The organism is Alcaligenes sp. Marseille-Q7550, assembly GCF_965112015.1.
This window is the reverse complement of record NZ_CBCOPU010000001.1, coordinates 1,118,814-1,144,992: the sequence shown is the minus strand read 5'-3', so window position 1 is coordinate 1,144,992 and position 26,179 is coordinate 1,118,814. Positions and strand designations below refer to the sequence as shown.

The 26,179-nt window shown below is 60.1% G+C and carries 27 protein-coding genes and 1 pseudogene; all 28 read right to left on the bottom strand.

Annotated elements, in window-relative coordinates:
• Nucleotides 1-2 precede the first annotated feature (2 nt).
• Nucleotides 3-5,747, bottom strand: a complete 5,745-nt coding sequence (locus ACWPWO_RS05475) for a host specificity factor TipJ family phage tail protein (protein WP_454005029.1) — start codon at nt 5,745-5,747, stop codon at nt 3-5.
• Nucleotides 5,740-6,126, bottom strand: coding sequence for an NlpC/P60 family protein (locus tag ACWPWO_RS05470; RefSeq protein WP_454005027.1), 387 nt, complete (start codon nt 6,124-6,126; stop codon nt 5,740-5,742). Before ACWPWO_RS05470 ends, ACWPWO_RS05475 begins: the two co-directional genes overlap by 8 nt.
• Nucleotides 6,123-6,656: a DUF1833 family protein gene (locus ACWPWO_RS05465; protein WP_454005025.1), complete on the bottom strand. Its 534-nt coding sequence runs from the start codon at nt 6,654-6,656 to the stop codon at nt 6,123-6,125. The genes ACWPWO_RS05470 and ACWPWO_RS05465 overlap by 4 nt, the downstream gene beginning before the upstream one ends.
• Before the next feature lie 399 nt (nt 6,657-7,055).
• Nucleotides 7,056-9,113: a phage tail tape measure protein gene (locus ACWPWO_RS05460; protein WP_454005023.1), complete on the bottom strand. Its 2,058-nt coding sequence runs from the start codon at nt 9,111-9,113 to the stop codon at nt 7,056-7,058.
• A gap of 20 nt (nt 9,114-9,133) precedes the next feature.
• On the bottom strand, nt 9,134-10,384 hold the full coding sequence (locus tag ACWPWO_RS05455) for a tape measure protein (protein ID WP_454005022.1): 1,251 nt from the start codon (nt 10,382-10,384) through the stop codon (nt 9,134-9,136).
• A gap of 5 nt (nt 10,385-10,389) precedes the next feature.
• A pseudogene (locus tag ACWPWO_RS05450) lies at nt 10,390-10,626 on the bottom strand (DUF1799 domain-containing protein); the annotation flags it as partial.
• A gap of 133 nt (nt 10,627-10,759) precedes the next feature.
• A complete protein-coding gene (locus tag ACWPWO_RS05445; RefSeq protein WP_454005020.1) occupies nt 10,760-11,173 on the bottom strand; it encodes a phage tail assembly chaperone in 414 nt (137 codons plus the stop codon).
• Nucleotides 11,174-11,197: 24 nt separating this feature from the next.
• Nucleotides 11,198-12,127: a phage tail tube protein gene (locus ACWPWO_RS05440; protein WP_454005018.1), complete on the bottom strand. Its 930-nt coding sequence runs from the start codon at nt 12,125-12,127 to the stop codon at nt 11,198-11,200.
• Nucleotides 12,128-12,342: 215 nt separating this feature from the next.
• On the bottom strand, nt 12,343-12,762 hold the full coding sequence (locus ACWPWO_RS05435) for a hypothetical protein (protein WP_454005016.1): 420 nt from the start codon (nt 12,760-12,762) through the stop codon (nt 12,343-12,345).
• Complete coding sequence (locus tag ACWPWO_RS05430; protein ID WP_454005014.1) at nt 12,759-13,082, bottom strand: head-tail joining protein; 324 nt, start codon at nt 13,080-13,082, stop codon at nt 12,759-12,761. Before ACWPWO_RS05430 ends, ACWPWO_RS05435 begins: the two co-directional genes overlap by 4 nt.
• A 1-nt stretch (nt 13,083) precedes the next feature.
• A complete protein-coding gene (locus tag ACWPWO_RS05425; RefSeq protein WP_454005012.1) occupies nt 13,084-14,082 on the bottom strand; it encodes a major capsid protein in 999 nt (332 codons plus the stop codon).
• Between the two features lie 64 nt (nt 14,083-14,146).
• The gene (locus tag ACWPWO_RS05420; protein WP_454005010.1) at nt 14,147-14,500 is read right to left on the bottom strand and encodes a head decoration protein; all 354 of its coding nucleotides are present in this window, start codon (nt 14,498-14,500) and stop codon (nt 14,147-14,149) included.
• Nucleotides 14,501-14,514: 14 nt separating this feature from the next.
• The gene (locus ACWPWO_RS05415; protein WP_454005008.1) at nt 14,515-15,639 is read right to left on the bottom strand and encodes a head maturation protease, ClpP-related; all 1,125 of its coding nucleotides are present in this window, start codon (nt 15,637-15,639) and stop codon (nt 14,515-14,517) included.
• 20 nt (nt 15,640-15,659) lie between these two features.
• Nucleotides 15,660-17,174: a phage portal protein gene (locus ACWPWO_RS05410; RefSeq protein ID WP_454005006.1), complete on the bottom strand. Its 1,515-nt coding sequence runs from the start codon at nt 17,172-17,174 to the stop codon at nt 15,660-15,662.
• Nucleotides 17,174-17,383, bottom strand: coding sequence for a phage head-tail joining protein (locus ACWPWO_RS05405; protein WP_454005004.1), 210 nt, complete (start codon nt 17,381-17,383; stop codon nt 17,174-17,176). The genes ACWPWO_RS05410 and ACWPWO_RS05405 overlap by 1 nt, the downstream gene beginning before the upstream one ends.
• Nucleotides 17,383-19,455 (bottom strand): phage terminase large subunit family protein, encoded by a 2,073-nt coding sequence (locus tag ACWPWO_RS05400; protein WP_454005002.1) that lies wholly within the window; start codon nt 19,453-19,455, stop codon nt 17,383-17,385. Before ACWPWO_RS05400 ends, ACWPWO_RS05405 begins: the two co-directional genes overlap by 1 nt.
• Complete coding sequence (locus ACWPWO_RS05395) at nt 19,455-19,946, bottom strand: terminase small subunit (RefSeq protein WP_454005000.1); 492 nt, start codon at nt 19,944-19,946, stop codon at nt 19,455-19,457. Before ACWPWO_RS05395 ends, ACWPWO_RS05400 begins: the two co-directional genes overlap by 1 nt.
• Complete coding sequence (locus ACWPWO_RS05390; protein ID WP_454004998.1) at nt 19,943-20,722, bottom strand: hypothetical protein; 780 nt, start codon at nt 20,720-20,722, stop codon at nt 19,943-19,945. The genes ACWPWO_RS05395 and ACWPWO_RS05390 overlap by 4 nt, the downstream gene beginning before the upstream one ends.
• A 448-nt stretch (nt 20,723-21,170) precedes the next feature.
• Complete coding sequence (locus ACWPWO_RS05385) at nt 21,171-22,226, bottom strand: RelA/SpoT domain-containing protein (RefSeq protein WP_454004996.1); 1,056 nt, start codon at nt 22,224-22,226, stop codon at nt 21,171-21,173.
• Nucleotides 22,227-22,253: 27 nt separating this feature from the next.
• Nucleotides 22,254-22,637 carry a hypothetical protein gene (locus tag ACWPWO_RS05380; RefSeq protein WP_454004995.1) on the bottom strand — a complete coding sequence of 128 codons (384 nt, stop codon included), beginning with the start codon at nt 22,635-22,637 and terminating at the stop codon, nt 22,254-22,256.
• Entirely contained in the window at nt 22,634-23,014 is a 381-nt protein-coding gene (locus ACWPWO_RS05375) for a hypothetical protein (RefSeq protein WP_454004993.1), read from the bottom strand. The genes ACWPWO_RS05380 and ACWPWO_RS05375 overlap by 4 nt, the downstream gene beginning before the upstream one ends.
• Complete coding sequence (locus tag ACWPWO_RS05370) at nt 23,011-23,187, bottom strand: hypothetical protein (protein WP_454004992.1); 177 nt, start codon at nt 23,185-23,187, stop codon at nt 23,011-23,013. Before ACWPWO_RS05370 ends, ACWPWO_RS05375 begins: the two co-directional genes overlap by 4 nt.
• Nucleotides 23,184-23,912 carry an ATP-binding protein gene (locus ACWPWO_RS05365; RefSeq protein WP_454004990.1) on the bottom strand — a complete coding sequence of 243 codons (729 nt, stop codon included), beginning with the start codon at nt 23,910-23,912 and terminating at the stop codon, nt 23,184-23,186. The genes ACWPWO_RS05370 and ACWPWO_RS05365 overlap by 4 nt, the downstream gene beginning before the upstream one ends.
• Nucleotides 23,896-24,690, bottom strand: a complete 795-nt coding sequence (locus tag ACWPWO_RS05360; RefSeq protein ID WP_454004989.1) for a hypothetical protein — start codon at nt 24,688-24,690, stop codon at nt 23,896-23,898. The genes ACWPWO_RS05365 and ACWPWO_RS05360 overlap by 17 nt, the downstream gene beginning before the upstream one ends.
• The gene (locus ACWPWO_RS05355; RefSeq protein WP_454004987.1) at nt 24,687-25,208 is read right to left on the bottom strand and encodes a hypothetical protein; all 522 of its coding nucleotides are present in this window, start codon (nt 25,206-25,208) and stop codon (nt 24,687-24,689) included. The genes ACWPWO_RS05360 and ACWPWO_RS05355 overlap by 4 nt, the downstream gene beginning before the upstream one ends.
• Nucleotides 25,195-25,329 carry a hypothetical protein gene (locus ACWPWO_RS05350; RefSeq protein ID WP_454004985.1) on the bottom strand — a complete coding sequence of 45 codons (135 nt, stop codon included), beginning with the start codon at nt 25,327-25,329 and terminating at the stop codon, nt 25,195-25,197. The genes ACWPWO_RS05355 and ACWPWO_RS05350 overlap by 14 nt, the downstream gene beginning before the upstream one ends.
• Nucleotides 25,326-25,586 (bottom strand): hypothetical protein, encoded by a 261-nt coding sequence (locus ACWPWO_RS05345; RefSeq protein WP_454004983.1) that lies wholly within the window; start codon nt 25,584-25,586, stop codon nt 25,326-25,328. Before ACWPWO_RS05345 ends, ACWPWO_RS05350 begins: the two co-directional genes overlap by 4 nt.
• Nucleotides 25,583-26,104 (bottom strand): hypothetical protein, encoded by a 522-nt coding sequence (locus ACWPWO_RS05340; RefSeq protein ID WP_454004981.1) that lies wholly within the window; start codon nt 26,102-26,104, stop codon nt 25,583-25,585. Before ACWPWO_RS05340 ends, ACWPWO_RS05345 begins: the two co-directional genes overlap by 4 nt.
• Nucleotides 26,105-26,179: the final 75 nt, after the last annotated feature.

Below are 26,179 nucleotides of genomic sequence, written 5' to 3'. Positions count from 1 at the left end.
TATCACCTCATGGCTATCAATGCGACCATCGACGCAGCGGGGAACACCGTATTTCCGCCCAGACTGGGTTTCTGTCGCATCGTAATCGAATGCGGACCGGCAGCCAGCCAGCCCTTGAATGTTGCCGACCCGCCCGTCGATAACACGGAGTTCAGGTCGCGCACAGAGGCAACCCGCGCAATGATGTAGCCCCCGTTGTCGTACCAGATATCGCTGAATGCATCTCGCGCTCCGCTGCCATTCAAAATCGTGAATGGCTCAACGTTTGCGATCAACGTGATATCAGCCGCGTACGGTAAATAGAAGGTCAGATTGACAGCCCTCTCGGATTGAACATAACCGGGCGAAAAATATGGTGCGGTGACCGATGCGTGAATCGTGACCGCGTTCCCTGCCAGCTTGAGCGTATCGACTGCCGCATCGACGATGTGGACCTTCTGGATCTGTGCCCAGTGAATATGTGCCGCGCTCACATAGGCAGTCCCGAGCGTGGCTAGTTTGGCGGCCAAGTTTGCGCTCTCGATCTTGTTGGCATCGAGCGATTGAATTTTTGCGCTGGTGATCGATGCATCGCCAATCAGAGCCGTATTCAGGATGCTGGTCCCGCCCTGAACAGAAAACACGGTCGTCGGGTTGCCGTTGACTGCGTGCATGACCGCGAACCGATCGGCCAGCACGGCGAACGTGGACTGCATCACGCCCGATTCGTTCGTCAGATCCAAGCCAACCCCAGCGACATAGCGAACACCGTTGGCGTTCGCCTGCAGCTTGACTCCCCACGCTGCTGAGACCTTGGCGAACTCACCTTCCATCTCAACCATGGAACGCATGATTTGCTCGACTGCCGCAGAGCCCTGCTCCAGGTTCACTGCCAGGGTTGTGATGGACTCAGCCAGAGCGCGGTTCTCTTCGGCCTGCACATTCTTGAACTCGGCCAGCGACGCACGGGTCTGCCACTGATTCAGTACGCGCTCAAGCTCGGCATCCTCATCGGACTGCAACCGTTTCACCTCGGCGTTCAGAACGAGCTGGTTGGTGGCCTGCGCCTCCTGCTTGCCCTCAATGCTGGTGACCCGGCTGTTCGTGTCGTTCAGCGCGCCAGCGGTAGCCGCCAGACCCGTATTGGGGTCCCTGACCTCATTCTGCAGCGCCGTCAGATCCCGCCCCTGGGACGTGATTGTGTTGCCCTGCTGGGTCACCGTACCGCTCAAGCTGGTAACGGACTGGGCTGTGGCAACCTCGTCGGGGTTGATGTCGGCGCCCTGCGCTACCCGCGTGACGCGGTACCCCTGGATCTGCGCCCAGCCCTTGGTGCTGGTGTAATTGATGGCGAAACCAAACCGGATGCCGGTAAACCCGTCTGCAATAACCGACGCGGCTGCCTGGTAGACGAAATCGACCAAGTGCCACTGGCCGTCCGCCGGGACCTGGCCTATCACCGACGCGGAGCTGTAGTTGGTCTGCAGCCCTGAGTCCCCGTCCGTGGTTTTGCGGTACTTGTAGGTGATCCGCATCTGGCCGTCAGAATCCGGCGACCGACGCATCCAGGCCTGAATGCGGTATTGCTGCGTGATGGGCAGCGTCACGACGCTGAAGTTGAAGGTCCGACCCGCGTCGAAATGGAAGACTGTCGGCGCAATTTTCCCGTCCGTCACCCGGATGAAATTAGGCGCCAGGTCCGTGCCCGGATAGTAGCTGTACCAGCTATCAGGGTTAGCCATCATGTAATCGGGCAGCAGCGAGTCGCTGTCGAGCCCAGCGCTCAGCCGGGCATCGATCTTCGTCACGCTCTCGCCCTGGGCCGTCAGCCCCTGTTCCGTCGCCGTTACCCGGTTCGTTAAGGCTTGAACCGTGCTGGTGTCCGCCTTTTGGTTTGCGGTAGCCTGGGCCGCATCGGCGGCCGCCTTTGCAGCAGCAGCCGCAGCAGCCGCGTCACTTGCAGCCCTGTCCGTCACAACGACCCAGGCCGAACCGTTCCAGCGTTTGGGCGCGTTCGCGTTGCCTGTCGTGTCGATCCACAGATTTTGCGCCAGGCGCTTGGCGGCTGGCGGGGCCGTGCTGCTGAAGATCACCTCGCCCTTGGCGCCAGCCGCATCCGCGGCGGCAGCCGCTGCCTGCTGAGCGGCCACGGCCTTGGCATCTGCATTGCTCACGCTCGCGCCTAACTGCGTGATGCTGCTGGACTGCGCATCAAGCCGGCCTTCTGCCAAGGTAACTCGCGTGCTCAACGAATTGACCGCCGTGGCCAGTCCCTGCTGAGCCTGCTCCAGCCCGTCTACCTGGCTGGATAGCACAGTCGTGGCCTCAGACAGGGATTGCAGGCCGGATTCGAGCTGGCCTACCTGCGTGCGCATCGACTGTACCGCCGACCCCAGAGCGCCCAGGCCAGTGCTTGGGTCGTCGATTTTGCCCGCAACCGTGCTGATCTGCTCGGCGTTTGCCTGGATCCGACCCTCGGCCTGATCCACCCGGCTGATCGTCTCCTGCGCCTGCACGGCCAGCGCGGCCAGGCCGTCCGCGATCGAGGCGTAATCGCCGATCAACTCCCAGTGTGCAGCATCCGATACAGGCGTTCCGGCCGGGACGGCCTGCTTGGCGCGATACATTTTGCCGTCCGCGAACACCACAGTGCCCACCGCATACGCGGCAGCCGGATCCCACTCGCCCGCGCTCAGCAGCTCTTGCACCTGGCCGTTAATCTCGTCTACCCGGCCGTTCAGCTCGCCCAAATCGACGCTGATCTCATCCACCGCATCACGGATGTTCGGAATGTCCCGGATGTCGCCCATGATCAGCTCGCCCAGGCCCCCGGTGACGATCTCCTCGGTGATCAGCTCGTTGTAGCCCCCGGCACCCTGGCTGGGCGTCCTCGGTCTCGTGGGCTCGGAGATGTGTATAAGAGAACAGTACCAGGGCCCAGGCTGATCTGCTTCATCACGCACACGCGCCCAGAAATACAGCTCCGTGGTGATGGCGAGGTTCAGCATCTCGTGCGACCCCTGCGGGAACGCAAACTGCCCCAGCGGCGTGGCATCGGAGAAATTGGGCGTGCGGCTGTGCCAGATCTCGATGTAGCGCAGGCGAATGGCCGACGGCCACGTCCATGCCAGACGGATTCCCCACAGCACAGGCGACGCGACAAAATGCGTCAGCACGGGCGGCGGCAGCATCGTCGCGCTAATGTGCCCCTGCCACGTCTTCCAGGGGCCTGGGTTTTTGCCCACGCCGCGAGCACGCACCCACCAAGGCCCCACAGGTAGGCGGATGGTCAGTGACGGAACGGTGTCAGCGCCCAGACGCGCCCAGGTCTGCCCCTGGTCCTGCGACGCCTCGAACTCATACACCTGAGCGCCGCGCGCGGGCGTGCACGACGCGATCTGCTCGCCAGGGGTCGCCGTCGCGTACACGGTGACCTCGGCCACAATCGGGGCGTCGGGCGTCGATGGCAGTAGAGACGGCGGTGGAGGCGGCGGAACCTCCCCACCCAACTCAGCGGTGTGCACGCTGTCGGCGTAGTTCACCAGCTCCAGGGTGACGTTGCCGTCCTCATCCGGCACGGCACGCCGAACGAGAGCCCTCAGGCCCGTACGCTCGCCGGGGCCGAAGGTGTAGAGCGTCGGCTCTTCGATGATCCCATCCGAGATATACAGATCCGCCGGCGCCGAAGCAATCACGCACTCCAGCGCATCGGCTCCGGGAGTGACGCGGAACGGCCCCCGCGGCACGCCATCGCGCTGGCGCAGAGAAATATAGTGCGTCTCGTCGCCATACCATTCCAGGGGCTCGGAAACCTGCAGGCGGCGTGTCGTGGGGTTCCAGCCCGTCACGAATCCGGACAGGCCCCATTTCGGCACGTCGTGCACCACGGTCACCAGGTCCAGGTAGTTTGGAATGTGGCCCTCCATCTCTGTACGCAACGTCGTCATTGTGCGCTGGTCGCGGTTGGACGCCGCCATGCTGATGCCCTCCCGCCAGGCCTGACTCCGGTTCGTCACGCCCGGCAGCGGAACACGCGCAGGGCGATCCTGCGTCCCGCCTGGCAGCACACACTCGACCTCGGCCGGCTGCCACGTCTCGCCGTCGATATATTCGACAATGACGTGATCGGGGCTGTCATGCTCGATAAACGAATAGTCGATGCTGAACGAGCCCTCGATGATATTGTCCGGCGTGAACATCGCGCGCGGGATCGAGCGCGGCTCATTGCGCACGAAATCGATCAGGCCCGCATAGTACATGGGCATGGCACGCCCGACCCGAACGGCACGCGAGAGTGCATCCCACAGCGTCATGGTCGTGTCGATCACGTCGTCGTAGTAGTCGCCTCGCTGCTCCCAAACCTGCGCCAAGCGGTACAGCTCGGGCAGGTTGTAGGCCGTGTCCGGCATGCCCCGCCCATACGTGCGGTTGCGCAGCATATCGGCAGCTGCCCAGGCCGGGCTTCGGGTGGCGCGTAACTCCTGCGACCAGCCAGCCACCGGATCCCACGTCTGCAGCTTGCGCGTGGCGATCACATTGATGCGCCGTGACGTGGACTGATTCAGGTTGTTCGTGGCACGCATGGCCACGGCCAGCATCGTGACGTTGCCGTAGGATTGCTGGGACGGCAGGTAGGCGCGCATGCCGGCCCAGGACACCGTGTTTGCGCAGCGCTGATCCAGATCCGTGTTGCCCACGCGCATCGCACGAACTTCAAATCGGCCATCGGGAACGCCATAGCGGAAGGACATTACCTGAGGCGTGGCGGTGTTCTCCCACCAGAACTCCTCCCCGAGCAGCGTCCATTCGCCCAGCGGAGCCCCCACATCATTGATCGGGCGGGCCTCAACGCGCCACGAAACTCGAACGCGGCCCAGCGATCCATCATCCTCGGCGTAGTACAGACCCATTGGCAGGGCAATATCGATGCCGATGACGTTGCATTTGGTGCCGGCAGGATTGGTGACGTACGGCCCCATGTACCCGCCGCCGCCTTCCTCGTTTAGGGCCTTCAGCTCCAGGTTCTGGACGATATTCGAGGTCACCACGTTGTCGGGGAACAGCGTGACAAGGCCGCCAGGACGCACCACCTCCCAAGTGACCTCGGCAAAATTCTCGATCGACGTTTCCTCGATACGGATTTTCTCGATCTCCAAATCGCCTTGGCCCAGACAGAACAGCTGATACAGATAGACGTTGTTGGAATCTGCCTCGGTATACGGCTGCGATGCGAAATCCGGGTAGATCAGATGGCGCCCATACATCACAGGGATCGCCTCCTGCAGACGTGCGCTGTTGCCCTGAGCAGAGAGCGTATGCGTTGGACTGGCCTGCTCTCGCGCCTGCATGGCATTGGGGCGAGGCGGTGGAAATACCAGGTTCAGCAGCATGCTGCCGACCATGGAGATCCCGGCCGCCGCCAACGCACCCCATACCCCGCCAATCGCAAAGCCCGCCCACGCAGCCAGCGCGATCAGCGCGATCTGCAGCACAAACCGCAACGGGTTCGAGCCGCCGCCGCCTTCTGGCACGAGCGAGACGATCACCACGTCATCACTGCGGATCCGACGCGCCCACTGGTCGGCCAACAGATACTGGCCATTGACCTGCACTACGAACGTAGACAGGCGCTGCAGCCGGCCGGCACGGCCTTTTACCAGCGCCTGCTGGCGCAGCATCGTATCGACGCGCGTGCCGGCGCGCACGGAGACAAGCTCGCGCTCGACCTGGGGCCGGAAAGGGTTCTTGCAGATAATTACCTTAGCCATGGATTCTGTAGTACTTCGGGACGTAGCCCATCAAGCGCAGGCTGCGCAAATCATCAAACACGACGCCGCGGCCCTCCTCGCAATGCAGGATGCCGCCGCCGTCCAGATCCAGATAAATGCCGACATGGGGCTGGTCGCCCTCGCGCATCAACACACCATCGCCGTGCGCGGGCGTGGCGACGATCTCCCAAGTGCCGGAGCGCATTTTTTCCGCATACAAGTCGCGGGCCGGATCGCCCAGCACGGTGTCGGGGATCCCGCCGCCAAAATGGGTCTCACGCACCGCCTTGAGCAACCCCCAGCAATCGTACGCAGCAGGGCCGCGGGCGCCGGCTGCCCAAGGGCGGCCCAGATAGGGAATGACTTGATCAGCTGTCATCGTGCCAGCCCTGGAAAACGCGACGCCCGGTACTTCTCAGACGGGAACGGCCAGTTGTGCACGTCGGTCAGTGTGGCCACGCCAGTCACCTGGAACGCATCCACGGTGACGCTGGCCAGCGTCATATGCAGCGGCGGGCTCATCTGGGGCTTGCTCAGATCGCTCGACAGGTACGGTCGATACGTCACCTCGATGGGCCTGGGCCGGCGCATCGCCGCCTCGATGTGCTGGACGACCTCGCGGCTTACGCCATCTAGCGTGATCTTGAGGCGGGGAATCTGGTTCTCCTCGAACCCAGGCAGCGCAAAATTGAAGGCACCTGCGACGAATTGGACCCACGCACCGGGATCCATCGGGGCCTCCGGCTCCAGCCGAACCTGAATATCCTCCCAGCCGATCACCACGCGAATGGCCGTGGGCAATCCGCTATCGTCTACGAAATCAGGATGCCGGAGCTCCAGCGTGTCGAAAATCACCGCGTCCTGGCGCGCCGACGCGTAGGCCTCCTGCAAAGCAAGCTCAAGCGACATACTTCACGTCCAAAGAAAAACCCGGCTATGCCGGGTCAGTAGATGTTCAAAGTAAGCAGCTCCACATCTAGCTGCCATATTCCAAGCCTGCTCTTCAGGGCTTCTGGAGGGGGCTTTGCAAATTGAACCCTCGCCTGCCGAACCCCATTTCGATCTCGAATCGTCAGCAGAAATGGCGATGCCCAACCGTTCAGGGTCACCTCCATGAACTCCGAACATGCCCGATACTCAGAGTCCCGCATAATGAAAGTGCCGCTCAGCTCAACAGGAAACACTCGCCGTCGCCTGCGCACCCGAGATCTGCCCGACTCCATTTTTGTACGCGCTGCGGGATCGCCTGGTTGCCTGACAAATCCGTCGGTCAACAGATCTGGGCCAGGCCAAATGGGAAGAGTCATATCACCACGCCTTTGCTAAACCGTACCGTTCTTTAATTGCGGCATCTATCTGGCCACGCCCAGCCCGAATATCCCCTGCTGCCCTGCGCTCAAAACGTTCGTACATCAACTCAACATTCAAACCATCTTTGCCCATGCTGGCCCTTACCTCCTGGGGCCGTTCAGACGCCCCGTAGAACGTTAGATTCACGTTTGGCGATGCTGTCGCGCCTGACTGCGATGCAGAAGGCGGCAGCGACGGTCTGCCTCCCATTCCGCCGAGCGAATGACCTGGCCCACGCAATGCGCGGCGTAGCGCATTGAATCCAGCCTCGCCGCCTAGCGCTCGCATATCATCTTGATTCAGCACTCCCTCGCCTTTATGGACGATGCCTGCTGGTTCATAACGCCCGCCGTCGCCGGTATAACCGCCAGATGACCACGTCATCGTCGGGCCAAACGTCGCGCCTGCGCCGCCTCCCAGTTCGCCCATCGGCATGTTAGGCGCCGCAGAAACCCCGCTCAGTGGGTTAAACAGGTTGCCAATTGCCCCCGCCAAGGGGCCTGTGATGCTTTGCTGAATCATGATTCGGGCCATGTCAGCAATGATGCTATCGGCCAAGCTGGCGAAATCCAGTTTTCCAGTGCGAACGAACTGGACGAGAGAATCCTCCATTCCCTTGAACACGTTGGACACCATGTTTCCAACGGACTCAAACAGGTTGCCGGCTTGATCAACGTAGTTTTCAAGAGCGCTTGTGGCGCCGAGACGCCAATTGCCCTGCAGCTCCTTCAACTGAGCATAGTGATCGCGCACCATGATCAGCTCTTCGTGCAGCGACGCCTGAATGGCCTTCAGCTCGTCTTGGTTCAAGCCATGGGCAGAGTTCTGCCGATCACGGATGATCTGCCGATACCGCTCCTCTACAGAGGAGAGCGCTGCGACAACACCGTTGGCCCAATCGCCCTTGCCGAACGCCTCAATCTCGCGCATGAATTGGCGCTGGGTGACGCCTTGCTCTTCCCGCAGCTCTTTTAGCGTTTTCTCCAGGTCGATCTCACGCTGCTTCTGGTCAAGCGCCTTTGCCAGGGCACGAGCCTGTTCTTCTTGCCCGGCGACTCGGAACTTGATCGCACCGGAAGAAATATTGGCGAGCAGCTTCTCGTACTCGGTTTCTTTGCCAATAAGCTCCAGGCGCTCCTTCATCTGCTGGATCAGGCGTTTGCCCTCATCCTCTTTCTTGGAGCTCGCCCCCTTCTTGGTCGGGGTCGTGTTCTTGGCGATGTTGTCCTGGAGCGCTTTAAGCCTGGCTGCGGCTCGCTCCTGAGCCTCTGCCCTCTTCTTCTCCCCGTGCTCATCCGCAGACAGAGAAGCCCATATCGGGTCCACCCCAAGCGCAATCAAACGGGCGAACTCGGCGGCTCTTTCAATATTCGCCACGAGCTGCACCTCCTGCGCCGCAAGCTCAGACAACAGGCTCCGCGCTCCCTGCGACGCTTTCGCATCCTTATCCGCCGTTGCCTTTTCAAGCCTTTTTGCCGCGTCGGCCATGCCTGCCAGCACACCAGCAAGTGCAGCCTGCTCGTCGGTTGCCCCCTGAAGCTTGGCACGGTATTCCTCAGCCTGTTGAGCGCTCATGCCGATGACATCGAGCGACTCTGTCAATCCAGTGATCAGTTTGCTGAAATCCGCTTCAGCCATGCCCTTAAAGGCATCGGACACCAGAGACAAATCTTTGGATCGATCTATGAGACTGGCCAGCTTCGCCTTCAAGTCATCAACATTCTCGCCAGACTCTGCAAGCCTCTGGATCATTTCCTGCAGAGCCTTGATGACCTTATCAGGAACCGCGCCTTGAAGACGATCAAGCGCCCCCGCCAGAAGATCAGCTTTTTCGGCTGCGCTTACCGAGGAGCTCATGATTTCGTTGAACGCTGCGGCGAACTCTTCGATAGGCGCACCTGCGCCGACCATGCCCCCTTGAAGAAATAGCGTTTGGATTTCCCTACGGATTGACGCTATCGATTCCTTGACCGCGTCTTCCTGCTCACCTATCTCCTTTTCCAGAGACAGGACCATGCCACGCTGCTGCGTCGAAGTCAGTTTCGAAAATCCTCTTCCAACTCTTTCAGCGAGCGGCTGGCAGCATTGATCGACTTAATCGAGTCTTCCGTGGCGCTGCCCCAGCCCGCCCACGCCATCGCCCCCGCTGTCAAAGCGAGCGACGCCAGGCCGATAGGGCCGCCCACTAGTGCCATCGCAGCGCTGGCCGTGCGAGCGGCGGTGGCCATTGCGCTGTAGCCGAGGACGGCCGCACGGCTCGAGCCAGAAATGCTTGCGGATAAAGCGAGCACTGCACGCTGTTGCGCTGTAGCTGCACCCGCAGTCGCCCAGAGTTTCTGCGCAGCGATCGCCTGAGCACCAACAAACCTCGATGCATACACGGCGGCGACCGCTCCTGCAGCCCCCGCCAGACCATCGAAGTTCTGGGCCAGGAAATCAATCCCGGCCGCCAGCCTGGAAGTCCCACCCAGGGCATCATTGTTCTTACCGAGAAACTCAGTTGCAGCCGTGGCCAGCCTGCCCAGCGCGTCGCGTACGGTGGTAGGCATGAGCTCTACCTGCTTGAGCACCTCCGCGTTGCCCTCAACCAGCGCCCTTGCCAGATCCCGCGCACTAAGCTTGCCCTCCGCGCCCAGATGGCGGATCTCAGCCGCGCTCTTGCCCAGCGACTGCGCCAACAGGTCCACAATCGAGGGCATCGTGGTCAGGATTGTTCCCCACCCGTTCGCGTCCAGTCGCCCTTTTTGCAGCGCCGAGGACAGCGCCCCCAGCGCAGACTTGCCCTTCTCTGCGCTTGCTGCATTCGTGACCAGCAGGCCAGAGAACGTGTCGATGGCATCAATCGACTGGTCCAGACTCAAGCCCATTTCCCGCAGCGGCGGGGACATGTTGACGAACCCTTCACGGGTTTCCGCCAGCGACCGATAAGTAATTGCCGCCGACTGCGCCAAACGCTCCTGTGCGTGCGCAAACTCGTCGGTGCTGGCCGTGGCCTGCCCTACCCGGCTGGCGTACTGCCCCCAATCATCCGCCGAGTCGATGATCTTCATGGCCGAGAAGCCGGCCACGGCGCCGCCCATCAGTCCGCGCAAGCCAGAGAGCATGCCAACTGCGGACGTAACGCCCTTGGTTGAATCGGCGAACTCGCGGTTGGCGGCCTTGGCGCGCGCCATGCTCCGCTCGACCGTCGCTCCAAAATTCGTGGCCGCCATCGTGCTGGTGGAGAACGCACGCTGCAGGTGCGATGCGTCCCCAGTCAGCGTGACAGCAATCTTTTTATCGGCCATGCCTTCTACTCATTAAAAACGGATAGGGCCGCCCGCTCCATATCCCGAATGTTGCGGAACGCTTCTATGCGCTTACGCTTGGAGAACCCCAGTAATCGCAAGGTCGATTCAATTTCCGCGGCGGGAAGGCCCAGACGGAACGGCTCACCCATGGGAGGCGCAACCACCGCCCAACAGGTCGCGAGCTGGAGAAAGGCCTCAACCACCGCCTCGTTCTCCGGCCAGACTTCGAAAGCCCCTCCTCCCGGCCCCGGACATTTCGAATCACGTCCTCGGGCGCCCCGGCGGCCAGCAGCGCCTCGATCACCAGCTCATCCGGCTGGAAATCCTGCGATTTGCGCTGACCGTCCCGCGCCCAATAGCGGGCGGCCTCGATTAGTTTTTTGTGCGTGCCCCCAAGTGCGCCTGGAAAAACCCATCAAACAGGGGTTGCGTGAACTCGGGGTACTCCGAAAGCAGCTCATCCAGAGCGACGGGAGAGAATTCGACAATCGCGCCGTCCTCATCTTTTACTCCCACCCAACCACACATCCGACCCTCCAAGCAGGCGAGATCGGACCTGTAGGGCCATTCAGCCGCCTTATCGCCATCCTCGGCAAGGATCGGATCGAGACCATGCTTCTGACGATCCAGATTGCGAGCCGCCGTGATCAACTCACGCAACTCCTTGTGCTTGGCGCGCTTGTACTGCGCAATAAACTCCAGCCTCCGTGCCTTGCCTTCGGCGTCGTACACAGAGACGGACACGGGGAAGCCCACCACGGGGCGCTTGGCGATTTTGAAACTCATGGGTACTCCGGAGAGAAAATAGAATTACGAGACGACGATCTCGATTTCGTCGTTGCCCTGGCCTGGCTGCAGGCTTAGGTTCATGCCCAACATGGCGACGTTGTCCGCTTCGGAATACGAGGGTTCGCTCAGTTGGGCGCCTGGCGCGCTGATCGTGACGATGTTGCCGGGCTGCGTGCCGTGGGTGATGGATAGAGGTTGCGTAGCCGCGCTGCGCACCATCTCGGGCCAGTTCAGATCGGCAATTTTCGGCAGCTCCAGCGAGATCTGACCCGTAGGCTGTCGGTCCGTAATCTCAGCGCCTTCGCAGCTGATCAACGAGCGCCAAACCAGCGCGTTGGCCAGGTCGAAATTCAAGGCCTGCAAGCAACCGCTATATCCGCCAAGGCTCCACTGCGGCGTGTTCTGTTTATTCACACCTAAGGGAATCTGGAACGCACTGAAATCCACATCCGCGGGCGCCGCCTTATCCGCAATGGGGTGGTATGCGCCAATGAACCGATAGCGCATGAATGGGATGCCCTTGGCCGTAATATCGAACGAAACCGTGCCTCGGGCATCAGTGATCTTATGGAAAAGGCCATCCAGGTAGTAGTGCAGAGTCAGCATTTCGAAGTCATCGGACACAGGCGTGTAAGTGACTTTCGTCGCATCGACAACCTCTGCAAAGCCACAGCCGCGCAGCAGAGACCCCCATGCCGGAGCCGTACCGGCTGCACCCGACCCCGCGAGCTCGACCTCGCCCTCGATCTGCGCATAGACCGTCGTGACAATTTGGCCAGAGTTCCCCATATAGGGGCGAAGCAGCGCCCGCTCCACCGTCTCGGTGGTCAACGGCGTTGCGGTGACGTTGCGCAGCAGGATTGCATCCGTAGCTGCTGCAGGGGCCGCTTCTGTGCCAGCAGCCGTCTGGGGCTTGGCCATCAGCAATGTTTTTTTGGCGGATTTAGCCATGGATCACTCCTTTTTGCCAGACTTCAGAACGCAGTCCACGCACGTTTCCGTGTGCTGGACCCGTATCAATGCGCCTGATTTAGGATCGCGGACATAGCGCCCGCCTCGGCCTGGATTCTGCGCAGCGGCAACATCCGCCACCGGCAGCTCAGAACTGGGCGGCAACACACCGCCCTCCTGCGTAGGGGCAGGATCTGCATCTTTCATGATTGCTCCTATGCGCTGAGCGAGTCGTCAGCGGTTTGGTAGGTGAACAAATAACGCTTGGTGATCGCTTGGCGCAGCAAATCGCCATTCACATAACGCGGCTCGTCGGTGCGCAGTTCCTCAGCCTGGACCAAGCCTGGGCCTGTGAACGCCATCACGATCGGATGAGCAGCTGAAAAAACCTGCTCCGACAGGCCCAGGCCATCCTCCCCTGCTGTGTGAACCAGCAAATGGATTTCGCGCATGCGGGTAACTCGGGGCGTCGCGCCATCCGTAACGCGTTCCGCCCCCACTTGAACAGTGACAACCTGTGCCAGTTCGTGCGTATGGGCACGAACTGGCGACGGTTCGATCACCGCAGGAAACCCCGGCACAGCGCGCAGGGCGTCGTGCAGGCCTTCGACATACATCTGGACGCGTGTCTTCATTTGACGATCCCCAACTCGGCGCGTGTCCAGTAGCCATCCCCTTGTGCCAGAGGCTCCTGCTTGATGCGGAAGCTCTGGAGAACGCCTTTGGATACCTCCACCTGCACGACATCATTGAACTGCAGAGGTGGCTGCACATCCGAAGTCGTGAACTCGATGGAGTAGTCAGTGGTCACCACAAGACCGTCCATCACTATCTGCTGGGGCCGGTCAAAGCGGGCCTGAAACTCGCCCGCCGGCAAGCCGCCAACCAGACGGACAACACGTTGGCGCATGCCCGCCTGATCGAACGCCTCATCAAAGACGCTGTTGTCCCACATATCAGGCTCGTTTCAGCCGGATGATGGCTTTGGGACGGGTCGGGATGTGCAGTGGGTTAGACTGACTTTCGATGTCCAGGCCCTTGCCCATGCGCAGCGGCTCGACACGGCTGTAGTAAGGCAGGCCATCCGTATTGACGGTTTCCATGTAGTCAGCCGGGGCAAAGCGCGTGATGAAAAAGTCAGGCACGCCCTCAGGAAATACGTAGGCATCATCATCGCCCACGTAGGGCTGGCCGGCGACGCGCCCACGATAGCGCTCAAAAGTGATACCGCCCAGCTCGAAGCTGTCCGGCGCTTTGCCGCGCAGCTCTGCCGCCTGCTGCGTATTCAGGAACGTCTCACGCACGCTCTTGTGATCGATGAGCGAGTTCCAGAAGTTTTTGCCGCACAGCGCGCGCGCACCCTGCATGGGAGCAGCCCCCAGGACGTCTTCGATCATGTCTAGCACTTCGGAGCATTTCGTACGAACGATGGTACCGGCGGTCCCCAGTTCCATGTTGTATTCGAGCTGAGTGATGCCAAAGGTCTGATAAACATCCAGCAGCACCGTAGAGCCGTCCGCGTCCAGAATCTTGCCCTTGATGGCGCCCATGCGATGGTGTTCATGAGTCAAATCCAGCTGGGTACGATGTTTGGCCAAGTACTTCTGCACACGTGCTTCTGCCGATTCCAGTTCAGACTGCGAACCAAACGCCCGAATACCCTGGATTTCGTCGGCCATCATGGTCGAGCGCTGCGGCAAGTGAACAGTATTGATGGGGATCGTGCGCCGGCCTTCCAGCGTCACCGGCGCACCATCGCTGCCACGAGGCTTGGCGGCGACCAGGCCAATGGTCTGGCCGTCGTACTCGATTTGCGCCACGACCGTCGGGATGCCCTCTTCTGCGAAAAGGCCCAGGGCGCCGATGCGACCAGGCACATAGGGGGTCTCGTTGATCGCAGCAGTTAAGCGGGATACGGAGAACGCCTCATCCTGAAAAATATTGATATCTGCCATGTTGGCTCCTGGAAAGTAAAAAAGGCCGCATAGCGGCCCCGAATGGTTTACGAATAGAGAAGGATCAGGCGCGAACGATAATGCCCTGCTCTGCCAGGTCGGTGGTGGCATCAGCGTCCAGGCCCAGCAGCAGCGCACTGGCCACCTCGGCATCGCGTCGGATGACGGCAATGGCTTGAGGCTGGGCGGAGGCCGGGACGCCGGCATACAGGACGCCAACGGCCCTCACGGGATCATCGGGCAGATCGCCCTTGCCGGTGAAAGGCACGTAGCGACCATCGGCGTCCTTCGCAAGCACCTGGCCGGCGTAGACATCAGCGGTAATTGCGGCCATCTCACCCGTCTCACGGGAACGCTGGCCGTTGGCCTCAGACAGAAGAAAATCAGCCGCGCGGGGTTTTTGCTCAATAAATGGCATATGTGGACTCCTGGTTATGCGGAGAAGGCTTTACGGTTGGCGTAGATTGCCTGGGGGTTCGGCCCGCTCCGCTCCGGGACCGACGATTGATTGGATGGTTGGTCGCGCTGCAGACTGCTGATCTGGATCGAGTCAGCAGCGCTCACCACATGCTCGAAAAGACGGGCGCGCACCTGCTCAGCAGACAGGCCTGCCGTAATGAACCCAGCGGCCTTGTCTTGCAGCTTGACGGACGCACAGAGGGTAGCGATTTGCTCGGCCTCATCCAGGCGAGCAATTGCTGCATCAGGCCCTGCCAGCCCGCCTGACAGCAGCACGGCCTCTGCCAGCTGAGGGATGCCGCGCTCACGGCTCTGTGCGTATATCTGCGCCGCAAGCGCCGCCGCATCCCGAGGCGCGGAAGGCGTGGACCCAGTCCCTGGCTCGGATTCAGTCTCAGGCTCGGGTTCGGGTTCGGGAGTAGCATCAGGCGTCGGAGTCGGTTCTGGCTCGTCGCCAGGACCAGCGGCCTGCGCACGCAGCTTAGCCACCAAATCGGACGGGACACCTTCTAGGCGCTCCAAAATATCGACGCTATCCGCCGAGGCGGCCAGCGCGACTGGATCCTCAATGAGCGAACAAAACCCCATGGATTGCGCCTCCAAAGCGTCCATCCATGTGGTTGCATCCATCATTTCGATGATCTTTTCGTCGGCCAGCCCACTGCGCCGATATGCCGAAACGATACCGTCACGGGCCTTATCCATCATTTCAGCGGTAGTGCGCAGCTCATCCGCGGTACCCGCCGCAATGATCCAGGCACTGTGGCACATCAACATGGTGTTCTCGGGCATGATGCGTTTATCGCCAGCCATGAAAACCAACGATGCCGCCGACGCCGCTACGCCATCCACCCGGGTCTCCACGGGCAGTTTATGACGCATCAGCGCATTGAATATGGCGAACGCATCGAATACGTTTCCGCCGGGGCTGTTGATCGACACAACGATTTTGGAGGCATTTTCTGCAGCCGCTTCCAGGTCCTGGACGAATGATTTAGCCGTCGTTCCCCAAAAACCGATTTCATCGTAGATCCGCACCTCGGCGACCTTCTCTTCGCCGATCTGCTTGGCTTGGATCGAAAGCCATTTCTTAGCCATGCTGGCTCCTAAAAGTTAATTCAGGCCCCAGAGGGGTCATCATCACGTTCACTTGGGTCACCGGGCTCTGCGCCTTTGTTGCGCGCATGGCGGGAATCGCTATCCAAGCTCAGCCTGTCCCGATCCGCCTGCTCGTTATCGGCTCGCATCTGCGCAGCCACCTCCTCGGGATCCTCGCCTTGAGCCAAGATAATTGCCGACCTTGAGGTAAAGCCAGCTCGAACTGCATCGGTATTTGCCTTGACGTCTTGCACCGGGTTGAAATACGGCCAGCCCTCGGGCACCCACAATACCCGCCGCCACTTCCGGCGCTCCAGATAACGCACCGGCATCAAACCGGCGAGCGTAATGGCGTCGATCCAAGCATTCCAAATCGGGCGGCACCACTGGTGAATAAACACCGTCCACTGGAACTGCTCCACGAGTCGATGAAATTCATTCACCACCACTCGCAGCGTGCGATCGCTGATGCCTCGCAGGTCGCCAGTGGCCAATTCGTAGGGAATGCCAACGGAGGCGAATGCGGCCATCAACTGCTGACGCATGAACTCTGAGTAGTTGTCGGGCGCGCCTGGAGGCGTCGCAAACGTCACATTCTCGCCATCACCCAACACATTCAGGCTTCCTGGCTCGATGCTTGCGATGGGCGCACCATCGTAGTCGTAGACCTCATCCTCTCCTGTCAGCTGATTCACTGGGTCAGGACTGTCTGCCTCGTCGCCTTTCCGATAAATGAACCCGGCGAAAAGGTTTGCCACCTCCTGACGAAATGCAACCGCATCATCGAAGTTATCCAGGGTCTTGAGCCGAAGCAGTACCGTAGCCAATTCAGACACGCCGCGCACTTGCCCCGGCCTAAGCACCGGATAGGCATGAACAACCTGCTCTGCCGGCACTCGACGCTGCTCGCGAAGGCTCCGGCCGTGAGGTGCGGCAGGGTGCCAATTCCAAAGGTGGTAAGCAGCGCGCCGGCCAAGCGCATCAAACTCCACTCCATTCACCACCTCGTTACCGCCAGCCAATGTGCGGTTGTCCTCGGTGGGCAACAGATCCGCCTCGATTGCCTGAACCTGCAATGGCACGGCCAGGTCATCCTCCGGCCGACGAGATCTCAGCCGCCCTAAGGCCTCCCCATCCACAAACATGGCGCGTACGGCCAAGGCCTGAAGCCCATAGAAATCCAATCGTCCGTCGGCATCCGCATCCGGCACCCAGTCCGCCCACAGCTCCTTCAAAGCAGCCCGAACACCCGCATCCGGATGCCGAGGGTACGGCTGTATGCCTGTCCCGATCACGTTGGACACCCAGCGCGTGACGCTGGTTTTGGCCCATGTGTCATTTCGAACCGCATCCCGAGCACGGCGTCGAATCGTGTTCAGATTGGACGTGGCCGCACTATTAGGGCCGGCGCCAGAGGGATTCCAATTGCGCGAACGGCTCCCCGTCGCGCTCCCTCCCTCATAAGCCGTCGACATAGAGGCTTGGAGGCGAGTCGGCAACACGAACCCCCTCTGCTGCAAAGCTCGGTACTTCATCAGATCCCCTTGCCACTGTTGCGCAGCCTGATAATGCGAGACTGACGCCGCCCCTCCTGCCCACGAAGGCCAGCCAAGATGCGTTGCTCCGCCCGGAGCAGCTCACTCGTTGATTGATAGCGAACCGTCTTATCACCGTATCGAACCTCCAGGACGCCTGCGGCCAGAGCTTTTTGCACGGCCGCGAGGTTTTCCTTGGTATAGGCCATCAGCGTCTACCCCTCATCATTGACCCTACCCGGCGTATGCCGGCTCTGCGCCCACCTCTGGCGGGCACAGGAGCCGCAGTTTTCGCTATCGGTCGAGCATTCGTAGAAACGCCCGCGGATGCGGGCGTCAATGTGGTTTCATCGGTAGGGCTCGAGCCCAACACAGACTCGTCAATACCCAGCTTCTCAGCCAGGCTCGCCCACCAGTGGTCAGTTTTACGTGCCAGCTCCAGATGCGCTTCCAGCCAAATGGCATAGACGCAGCAGTCCAAAACCTCATTACGTTTTCGGATCGGCGTCCAGACCGAGCGCGAACCAAAAGCGGTCCGTCGCACTGCACGAACCTCGGCAGCAAGCTGGCGAAACCACTCCTCCGACATGTCAGAGGCCAGATGGACATACCCACGCCCAGGCGTTTCAACCTGCAGACGCCCAAACAACAGATCCTTTGCCATGTTGGTGCCGACATACCAGAGCCGGACGCCCTTTTTGACGCGTTTCCCGCGCCAGTCGATGTCGACCTGCGTCACGCCATCTTTAATGTGCTTCTCGCCAGTCGGCCGCCCCCGGATGGCATACACCCGGCGCGCCCGATTCTTGCGCGCATATTCATAGACCGCCTGCGAATGGTGGCCACCAGTATCGATGGCCGTAGCGTAAATGGGCATTTGCCGCCCGCCCTCATGCAAATAGCGGCGCTCGAACAGCAGCTCATCTAGTTTCTGCCACACCTCATCTTCTGAAGGATTGCCGAACAAGACCTGGTGATCCACCACCCACATCTCGCCGCCCTTGCCTACGCCCCAGACGCCGACCTCAATTCGATTGCCCTGAATATCTGCGCCGGCCAGCAACAGCATGCACCGATTGGGCACAAGCCCATCGTCCAGGCCGGGAGATCGATAACCCTCTATCTCCGCACGGCGCTGCAGCTCATCAGACTCCATACGCTCGATTTCACCCTCCCAGGTTCGACCCAGCGTGGTATTCCAGAACGTGCGCAGCTCCTCGTCCTCGCCCATCGAGGCCTTCTGATAGGCTTCCAGGAACTCCTTGACGATCGTCGACCAGGACACCAGGGGACTATAGGCGGTCCATACATGGAACGCTACGCGCAGGTGAGGCTGAACCAAGTTTCCGGCAGAGTCTCGAAATACTCCATCCTGATCAATCGTCGTGCCGTCGTCCCCGACCCATATGCCACGCTCTGCAGCAGCCAGGTACTCGCCCTGAGTGGCTAGGGCGCCGCAATGCGGGCACAGGTGCCGAACCGTGCGTGGATCCCCGTCTACCCACTTGAATCCATGCGGCTCCCCTTCCCCGCCCCAGGTCAGGTCATGCAGCTCGTCACAGTGTGCGCATGGGACGTGGTAGGTGTAGCGAGCATCCGCGCCCTCGGCGCGTTTCTCCATCAAGCAAAGGCCCTTGATCTTCGGCGTGGACCCCACTACCAGCTTAGGAAAGGTCGCCCCCTCCAGGCGCTTGAGCGCCAGCTTTCCGGGGTCACCCTCGCCGTCGATATTGCTGTCGAACGAACTGAATTCATCCAGATACCCCACGCTGACGGACAGACGCCGATAGTTGTCGGCAGATTTCCCGCCTCGCAGATGCAGCATGCTGCCGGTAAATTTTTTCACCAGCAGCGTGTTGTCTTTGTGCCTGGATTCGCGCATCGGGAAAATCGGATGCAGCACCGATACGTCCCGAATCATCGTGTCCAGCTCAGTCTTTACAAACTCATCGCGCGCCGAGTCGGTTGGCTGCCACAGCACCTGATTCCGGCGCCGATGCTCCGCAAAATATCCAATCGCTGCCAGCAATATCTTCGTGTAGCCGACACGGGCCGACTTGATGACATCCACCTCGTGGACATCATCACTTCCAATACAGGCCAGAATGGCCCGCTGAAAGGGCCAAGACTCCCAACGCTGCTCTACATACGAGGATTCAGCAGACAGATAAAAGTGGCTTTCAGCCCACTGGCGCAGCGAAACAGGTTCCTGTGCGGCAAATCCTGCCAGGCCACGGCGCAACGCGCGCGCAATCGCTGCTCGATTCTCCGTGACCAGCATTATTCCGCCTCATTTTCGTCTGCCTCGACATCCTCCAGGGTCAGATTTGCAACCGCGTTGCGGGCCTTCGCAATTTCTCGCCTGACAAAGCCGATGTCAGAATCCGTCAGGGACGGCACGCGGCGTTTGATAGACGCCGGAATTGTATCGAGCAGGGCCGCGATCTTGCCGCCTGCCCGCACGAGCACCTGTTCCAGCACAGCCACCGGCGCGAGCTCACCACGCCGGACGTTATTTTCCATTTCAATCTTGTCAGCCTGGGCCGAAGCCAAACGCGCCTTCTCTGAAACCAGGTCGATTGAGTCGTCAGACTGGCGTGTACGGCCAGCAGCGATCTCTCGTAGATGCCCGCAGTAGGCCAGCAGCCAGTTCCCGGCGTTATCCCCTACCGTCAGAACGCCCTGTGCAATCAGCCCGCTCACCGCTGGCTGCGTGATACCCACTATTTGGGCAAACCGTGCCTGCGTTATTCTCTTGTCTGGATCAATCATCGAGCTGTCGCAATGGCCTGATCAAGCGCCTTGGTGAATTCGTCCTCAAACCGCAGTCCATAGTTTTCGTCGGCAGTCTCGTAGAACGGCAACCGACGCTCATACTGAACACTGTCCACCTGCAGCAGGACGGGAGCCACATCAGCTCCATGCGTGCCTGTTTTGCGCCACACGCCGGCAGGCAAATGCTGAGTGCGATTCCCTGATACAGCCCCCTTGCCTCGGGAAATGAAATAGACCACGCCATTGATACGGCGGTAGCCACCTTCGCCCCGTCCCATCTTAGCCGTGCGAGCGCGGCTCTTTTCAGTCGAATTCGCCCGATACCCTTGCTCGCCAAATGCCTGCAAATACGACATCAACCGAACAACCTGGCCCCGCGACATATTTCCGTAGGCGTCTTGCTCAGCGCCACCAGCTGGAATGTAGTACCCACTGGGGCCGATTCGCCCCAACGCGCTCTCGAACCGTTTCTGGCGGCGGCCGCCGCCCTCAACCTGCGGCAACAGATACCTGTTTGCCGCCGTTCCTTTCCCGGCAAAGTCCTTGAACCCTACGGTAGCCGATAGCCGCTGCTTTGTTGCCCGATCAGTGCGCAGAGACCGAAGCGTGTATGGCGTCGGTCGATCAAAGACCTGGGGCATCAGCTCAGTAATGGCTTTTTGGATCGCCGCCGCTGTGCGGTTCAGTGCCAGTGACGTGGCATATGGGACCTGCCGCTCAGCACGCCCAAGCCACCGGGCGCCGTCCTTGGCGGTGCTGGTGTACTCGATCATGCCAGCCTCGAAAAGAATATAACCCCCCCCCCCCTCTAAAAATATAACCCCCGCCCTTCGGAGTCAGGTCATTCTTAGAGGAACAGGCGCATAAACATTGGGTTTGCGGGGAAAAAAATATAACCCCCCTACGAAAAAACTCGTGAACAGCGAGAGTCCGGGGTTCGAACTCCCCTTACCGGGGCATTTTTCCCAGGGGCCCCCGGCTCATTTGAGAACCGACCTCATTCACGAAACACGCCTTCATGGCATCCTCAGCCCAGCCCGCGCGGCCCAAATGACTGAGCGGCGCTAGGCTGGGCTCAGCATCAAAACAAAAGCCCCGCCGTTTCCGGAGGGGCTTGGTTCTTCGGGCTGAGCAATATCCAGCCTACGGGAAATATTATGATTTCATCTAGACACTTAAGCAACCTGTCTAGACACTTTATTTCTCACTTACCTTCAAGCTTCAACGTAAAGCAGGTTTTATAGACTCAACAAAGTCCACTGCATCCCTAAAATAGTTTTTAAAAGCATCTGCTATAGCACTTGGAGATTGCGCGGTGACATATACAACGTCGTCGTCTGGATAACTTCCTTCTATCTCATCCCGATACGCCATAGCTCTACTCGCGGTACCGTAGCCACTGGCTGAGAGTTCGCCGTTATGAAAGTGAAGAATTACGTGCTTACGCTGCGGAATCTCCGTAGAGCTTCTTCGTGCCATGTCAAGCGTATTAATCACACCAAGTTGTCCCTCCAACTCGCTCATCTCACGGCACAACTGCTCATCAGTCAGTTCGGGGCAGGCACCGTACATCGACTCTTTTGTTCTTGCTAAGTACTCGCTCGCCAGCACAAAAAGCCTTTCTCTCATCGGATTGGCATTTTGATCAAACTTGATGCGTGCCCCGTCCAATAAGTCACTAATCTCCACAGCGGTAGCCCACGAATGCTGCGTCTTTGTCCGATACTGAATTTCAATTTTTAAATCATCGTACCGTCTGCCGCCTTCCGTTTGAGCAACATACTTGTAGACCTCATGCACACCGCGGTACCCGGTAGATTTTGGATTGGCAATGTAATCGTATCTGCCCTTATCGTCTCGTATATGCCTCGCTTTCGTTCCATGGAAAGCCTCTCGAAACTGCGCTATGTCCTCAATGCTTGAGAAAATTAAACGACAGCCAGCTAAATCATGCATCGACGACAAATCTCTAGCCCGCCCAGACTTTAACTTGTCAACGATGGTGTTCAACCTCTTCAGTCGTTGAGCAAACACTATTTCCATGGGGCTTTGACGCTTCATGTATAGCCTCAGCGTCGCCTGAAACGTGTTCAGGATGTATGCGTGCGAGTTACGCCAATTGTTTACTATTTCTCGATCCAGCTCAGTGCCGCCGTTGGCCAACGCCTGACCAGCCCGCCTAACCTCACCTTTCGTGAATCTTTGCGGATCACCATACGAAGCCATTATCACCCTCCCGTGCGATTTATTCGGGGTAAGTGTATCAATCTTTTTCATTTCACGCTCCAGGCGGGAATAGAGACATCAAAGTCGTGCGTTGGCTTTGCTTGCGGCTCCTGTTGAAACCATCCCATACATCAAATGATCTAGCTGCCTCATGGCAAAGTCCAGCCTAAAGTAGTACGAAGGCCGCGACAGACCTAAACGCTCGATCTTCTGCTTTACCACGCCAGGCCAAACATACTGCGCCACCACAACCGCCTTGGCGTCTGGATACAGAGCGTCAATCCAGTCATCCAGCCGTCGCAGCTCGTCATCCACAAGCAGCACCTCTACCTCGGGCATACTCATGCCGTCCACGCGCATGTTCTGAAACGCAGACTGGGAAGGCAGCCCAAGTGCCGAACGGTTCTCGCCTCGCTTCCACGCCCCCCACTCGCCCAACAGAATCTCCAGTCTGCTCTTCATACATCCCCCACTTCAATCTTCAGATACCCGCGCTTGGCTGGGTCTACTCCGTCGTCCACCACCAGAGGCCGGAACCGCCGATCATCAATCCCCAGGGCCTTGGCAATGCCATCGATCTGCGGCTTGATGCAGGCCAGCAGGTTATCCAGGTCGCGCCCCCGCCGATCTGGCGACATGAAAGTCACTTTCACGGGGATGCGGTCGCCGCCAGTGAATCGACGCAAGCCCAGCTCGGCCACTGCCGCCACGCGCCCATCGCGCCGCGCCTGTTCCTTGGCCGCCTGGACTCCGCCCCAGTGCCGACCATTCTTGCGATTGGGCATCAGCCGCATGTCCGGCCAGGGCAGCACCAGAGTCAATGCCGTTGCGTCAGTCATGCTGCCTCTCCTACTGCTGCCTGGGCCATGCGAATTACCGCAGGCGAACGGCCCTTGGGGCTGTTGAGGATCTTCCAGGCCCAGGCTTTGTGATCGCGCTGGGGCTTCTGCTCGTCCTGGTTGCCTATCTGCTGCATGGCCCGCTCGGCGGCCTCCCGGTTCTGCGGACTCATCGGCGCCCCCTGTAGCTTTCCCAGGCAAATGACACGGCGCGACCATCACCCTCACGCAGGCGGTCGAACGCGCGTTGCCCAAGGCATTCCTTGATGCCGGCCGTAGTGAGGTTGCTGATCACGATGGTTGGGCGCATGTTCTCGTAACGACCATTCAAGATCTCGAACAGGTACAGCCTCTCGGTTTGGCTCTCGAACTGCACGCCCACCTCGTCCAGGATCAGCAGGTCAGGCTCAACTAGACGAGCAATGGCCTGGGACTCGGTCAAGTCGCGCCTGCCGTAGGTTTCCTTCACGCTGCGTACCGCCCCCATGACCGAAGTGAACAGAGCCGTGAAGCCCTGCTCCATGACTTCGTGCGCGATGCCAACAGCCAGGTGCGTCTTGCCCGCGCCCACGTTGCCGGTGAAGATCAGGCTGCGGCCCGTCTCCACAGCGTGCCGGAACGACTCGGCATACTCCTGGGCGATCTGCAGCGCTTTGGCTGCCTCTGGGCAGGTAGGCTGGTAGGTGCTCAGCCGGCGATCAGCGAATCGGGCGGGAATCGCTGCGCGAGACAGGATCGAATGCGACTTGATCTGAGCCCGCTCTGCTGCGGTCTGCTCCGTCACCAGCCGGATCTGATCCTGAATCAGGGCCTTCGGATCCTGGCCAGTAGCCAGCGCCCCCATCGTCATCTGCTCCAACCGCGCCAATGCGCCGCCGAGGTTAGAAACGGCCATCATCGTCTATGCCCTCCCCGTAGTCGTTGCCTTCAAATCCTGTGTGCTGACCCGCCCCTGGCTTGCCGCCCCCTTTGCCCTTGTCCTGCGGTACGCCGTCCTCCCAGCGACGCTGGTTCAGGTACGTCAACGGCGCCGGCTCGTAGCCGTCCTTCCACTGGGTGGTTTTGCACATCGCCTTGACGTGGTCGATCACCTTGTCAGCGACGGCATCGAGGTTGCGGGCCTTCCACTTCTTCTGGCATTCCGATTTCGCTACCCGGCGAGCTGTGTTCGGGTATGCCTGCCAGAACTTCTCGAAGCGCGACTCGCACGAGATCTCAGTTGAAGTCTCAGTAGTCTCAGTAGAAGTCTCAGTCTTATATTCAAGATGGCAATTTGCACTCTCCGATAGTGGCAATTTGCCATCTTCAGAAGGTGGCAGAATGGGGGTGTTCGATGGTGGCAAAATGCCATCTTCGATGCGGGCCAATTGCTCGTAGTCGATCCGGTAGAAAAGCGTCTTGTCGAAGCGGTTTTCACTCAGGCGCTCACCCACCAGCAGGCCCTGCTTGCGCAGGCTCGCCAGCGTGCGCCGGACGGTATCGTCAGACCAGAATGGGAACTGCTCCTGCCATTGCTGGATCGTGTTGTAGGTCCAGGTGTAGCCGTTCTTCTCGGTCGTGCTGCGGCCCAGCCAGTAGTGAATCTGTTGGACCACGATGGCCTCATTCAGGCCAATGGCAGCGGCGAGCTTTGGCAGCACCTGTAGCGGGTTTTCGTCTATCAGCAGCCTGCTCATGCCACCTGCCTCCTCAAATACGCCCCCACGAACTTCTCGACGTCGCGGTCGGCTTCCTCGGGCCATTGGCCCAGGCGTTTCAATTCATCGCGGGTCTGGTGCAGCCAAGTGATTTGGAATCCGATGGCTGTGCCCTTGTCGTAGATCCCGCCCTGGTCGAGCAAGCTGTGGCAACCACGGACACCGACTTCGTCTACGCACAGAGGGAACATGAGCGCATCGGAGACTTTTAAGCCCAGGCCTTTGCCGAATTCGACGCCGTTCATGTGGGCGGCCTGGGAGCGCCCCCAACGGCCGCAGTTCGCACACGGCAGCGCGGCGACGTTGCGCCGATGCCGCTCGGAACGGTAGACGCCCTGGGGCTTGGGGCGGTGCTGCAAGGCGGTGCCGAGAAGCTGCGCGATGCGCTGACCCAGGCTCGGACCTTTCTTGACCTTAGGTTTGGATTTGAACGGGGTGCGCTTGAGCATCTGCCGGCGAACCAGCGGCGTGCGCTGAGGGAAGTCAGTTTTCTTCATCACGCTTCCCCAACACGATCCAGGTAGATGCGCCCAGGGCGCCAACGAGGATGGCCGCGGCGAACCACACGCCCATGGGCAGGCCGCCGTAGATCTCGGTCACGATTTCGAGGGCCTTCATCGCACTTGGCTCCGCAGAGACGTCGGGAGCGTGAAGTACAAGCCCATGCCCTGCAGGACTCGGACGAAATGCGTCGGGTCCACCTTGGCAAGGCTGTCCGTGCCGAACTCGGCGTACAGGCGCTCTTTGATCTGGCGCTCGCGCTCGTGCGGCTCCTGGTTGAAATCGATTTTCAGCTTGTCGCAGACCTGGCGGCTCTTGAACCAGTTCAGCTTGTACAGGTCCGTGTAATAGGTGCCGTAAGGTGCTTTGGTCATGCCGCTCCCTCCTTGCGATGCCAGCGGGTCACGTTGCGGATGATGCGGAAACACAGCACGATCAGATCGCGGGCCTTGGCCACCACCATTTCGCGTTCTTCGGCGGATACGCGCCCGTCGGCAGTGGTGCCCGTGATGGCGCCGCACATTTCGCCCAGCTCGGATGCAGCCTTGAGCGCCTTCTCATTCAGGGCACGGGCCTCATCGTCAAAGCCACCCACCGGCTCAGGCGGCAGCTCGACCACGTGCAGACCGCCCTGCTGAGCAGCCGCAATCAGCCAGTCACGGGCGCCTTCACGGCTGTCGGCCAGTTCGTCCAGCCATTCGGTCAGCAAGAAAGCCATGTCCATGTCCAACTGCTCGCCACCGGTGAGCTTGCGGCGCAGGGACTCGGGGTGGATGGACACGCCACGGCGCTCGGACAGAAACACGGCAGCCGCGCCAATGCCGCCGGCGGCTTCGCGGACGCTGCTGTAAAGCGCATCCCGCCAGTTGAGCGAGGAAAAACGTCTTGTCATTGGGTTGAACTCCTGTTCATTTCAGCGTTTCGCCCCTCCACAAGAATCGCTACAGTGCAAGTGTCAAAAGTACGT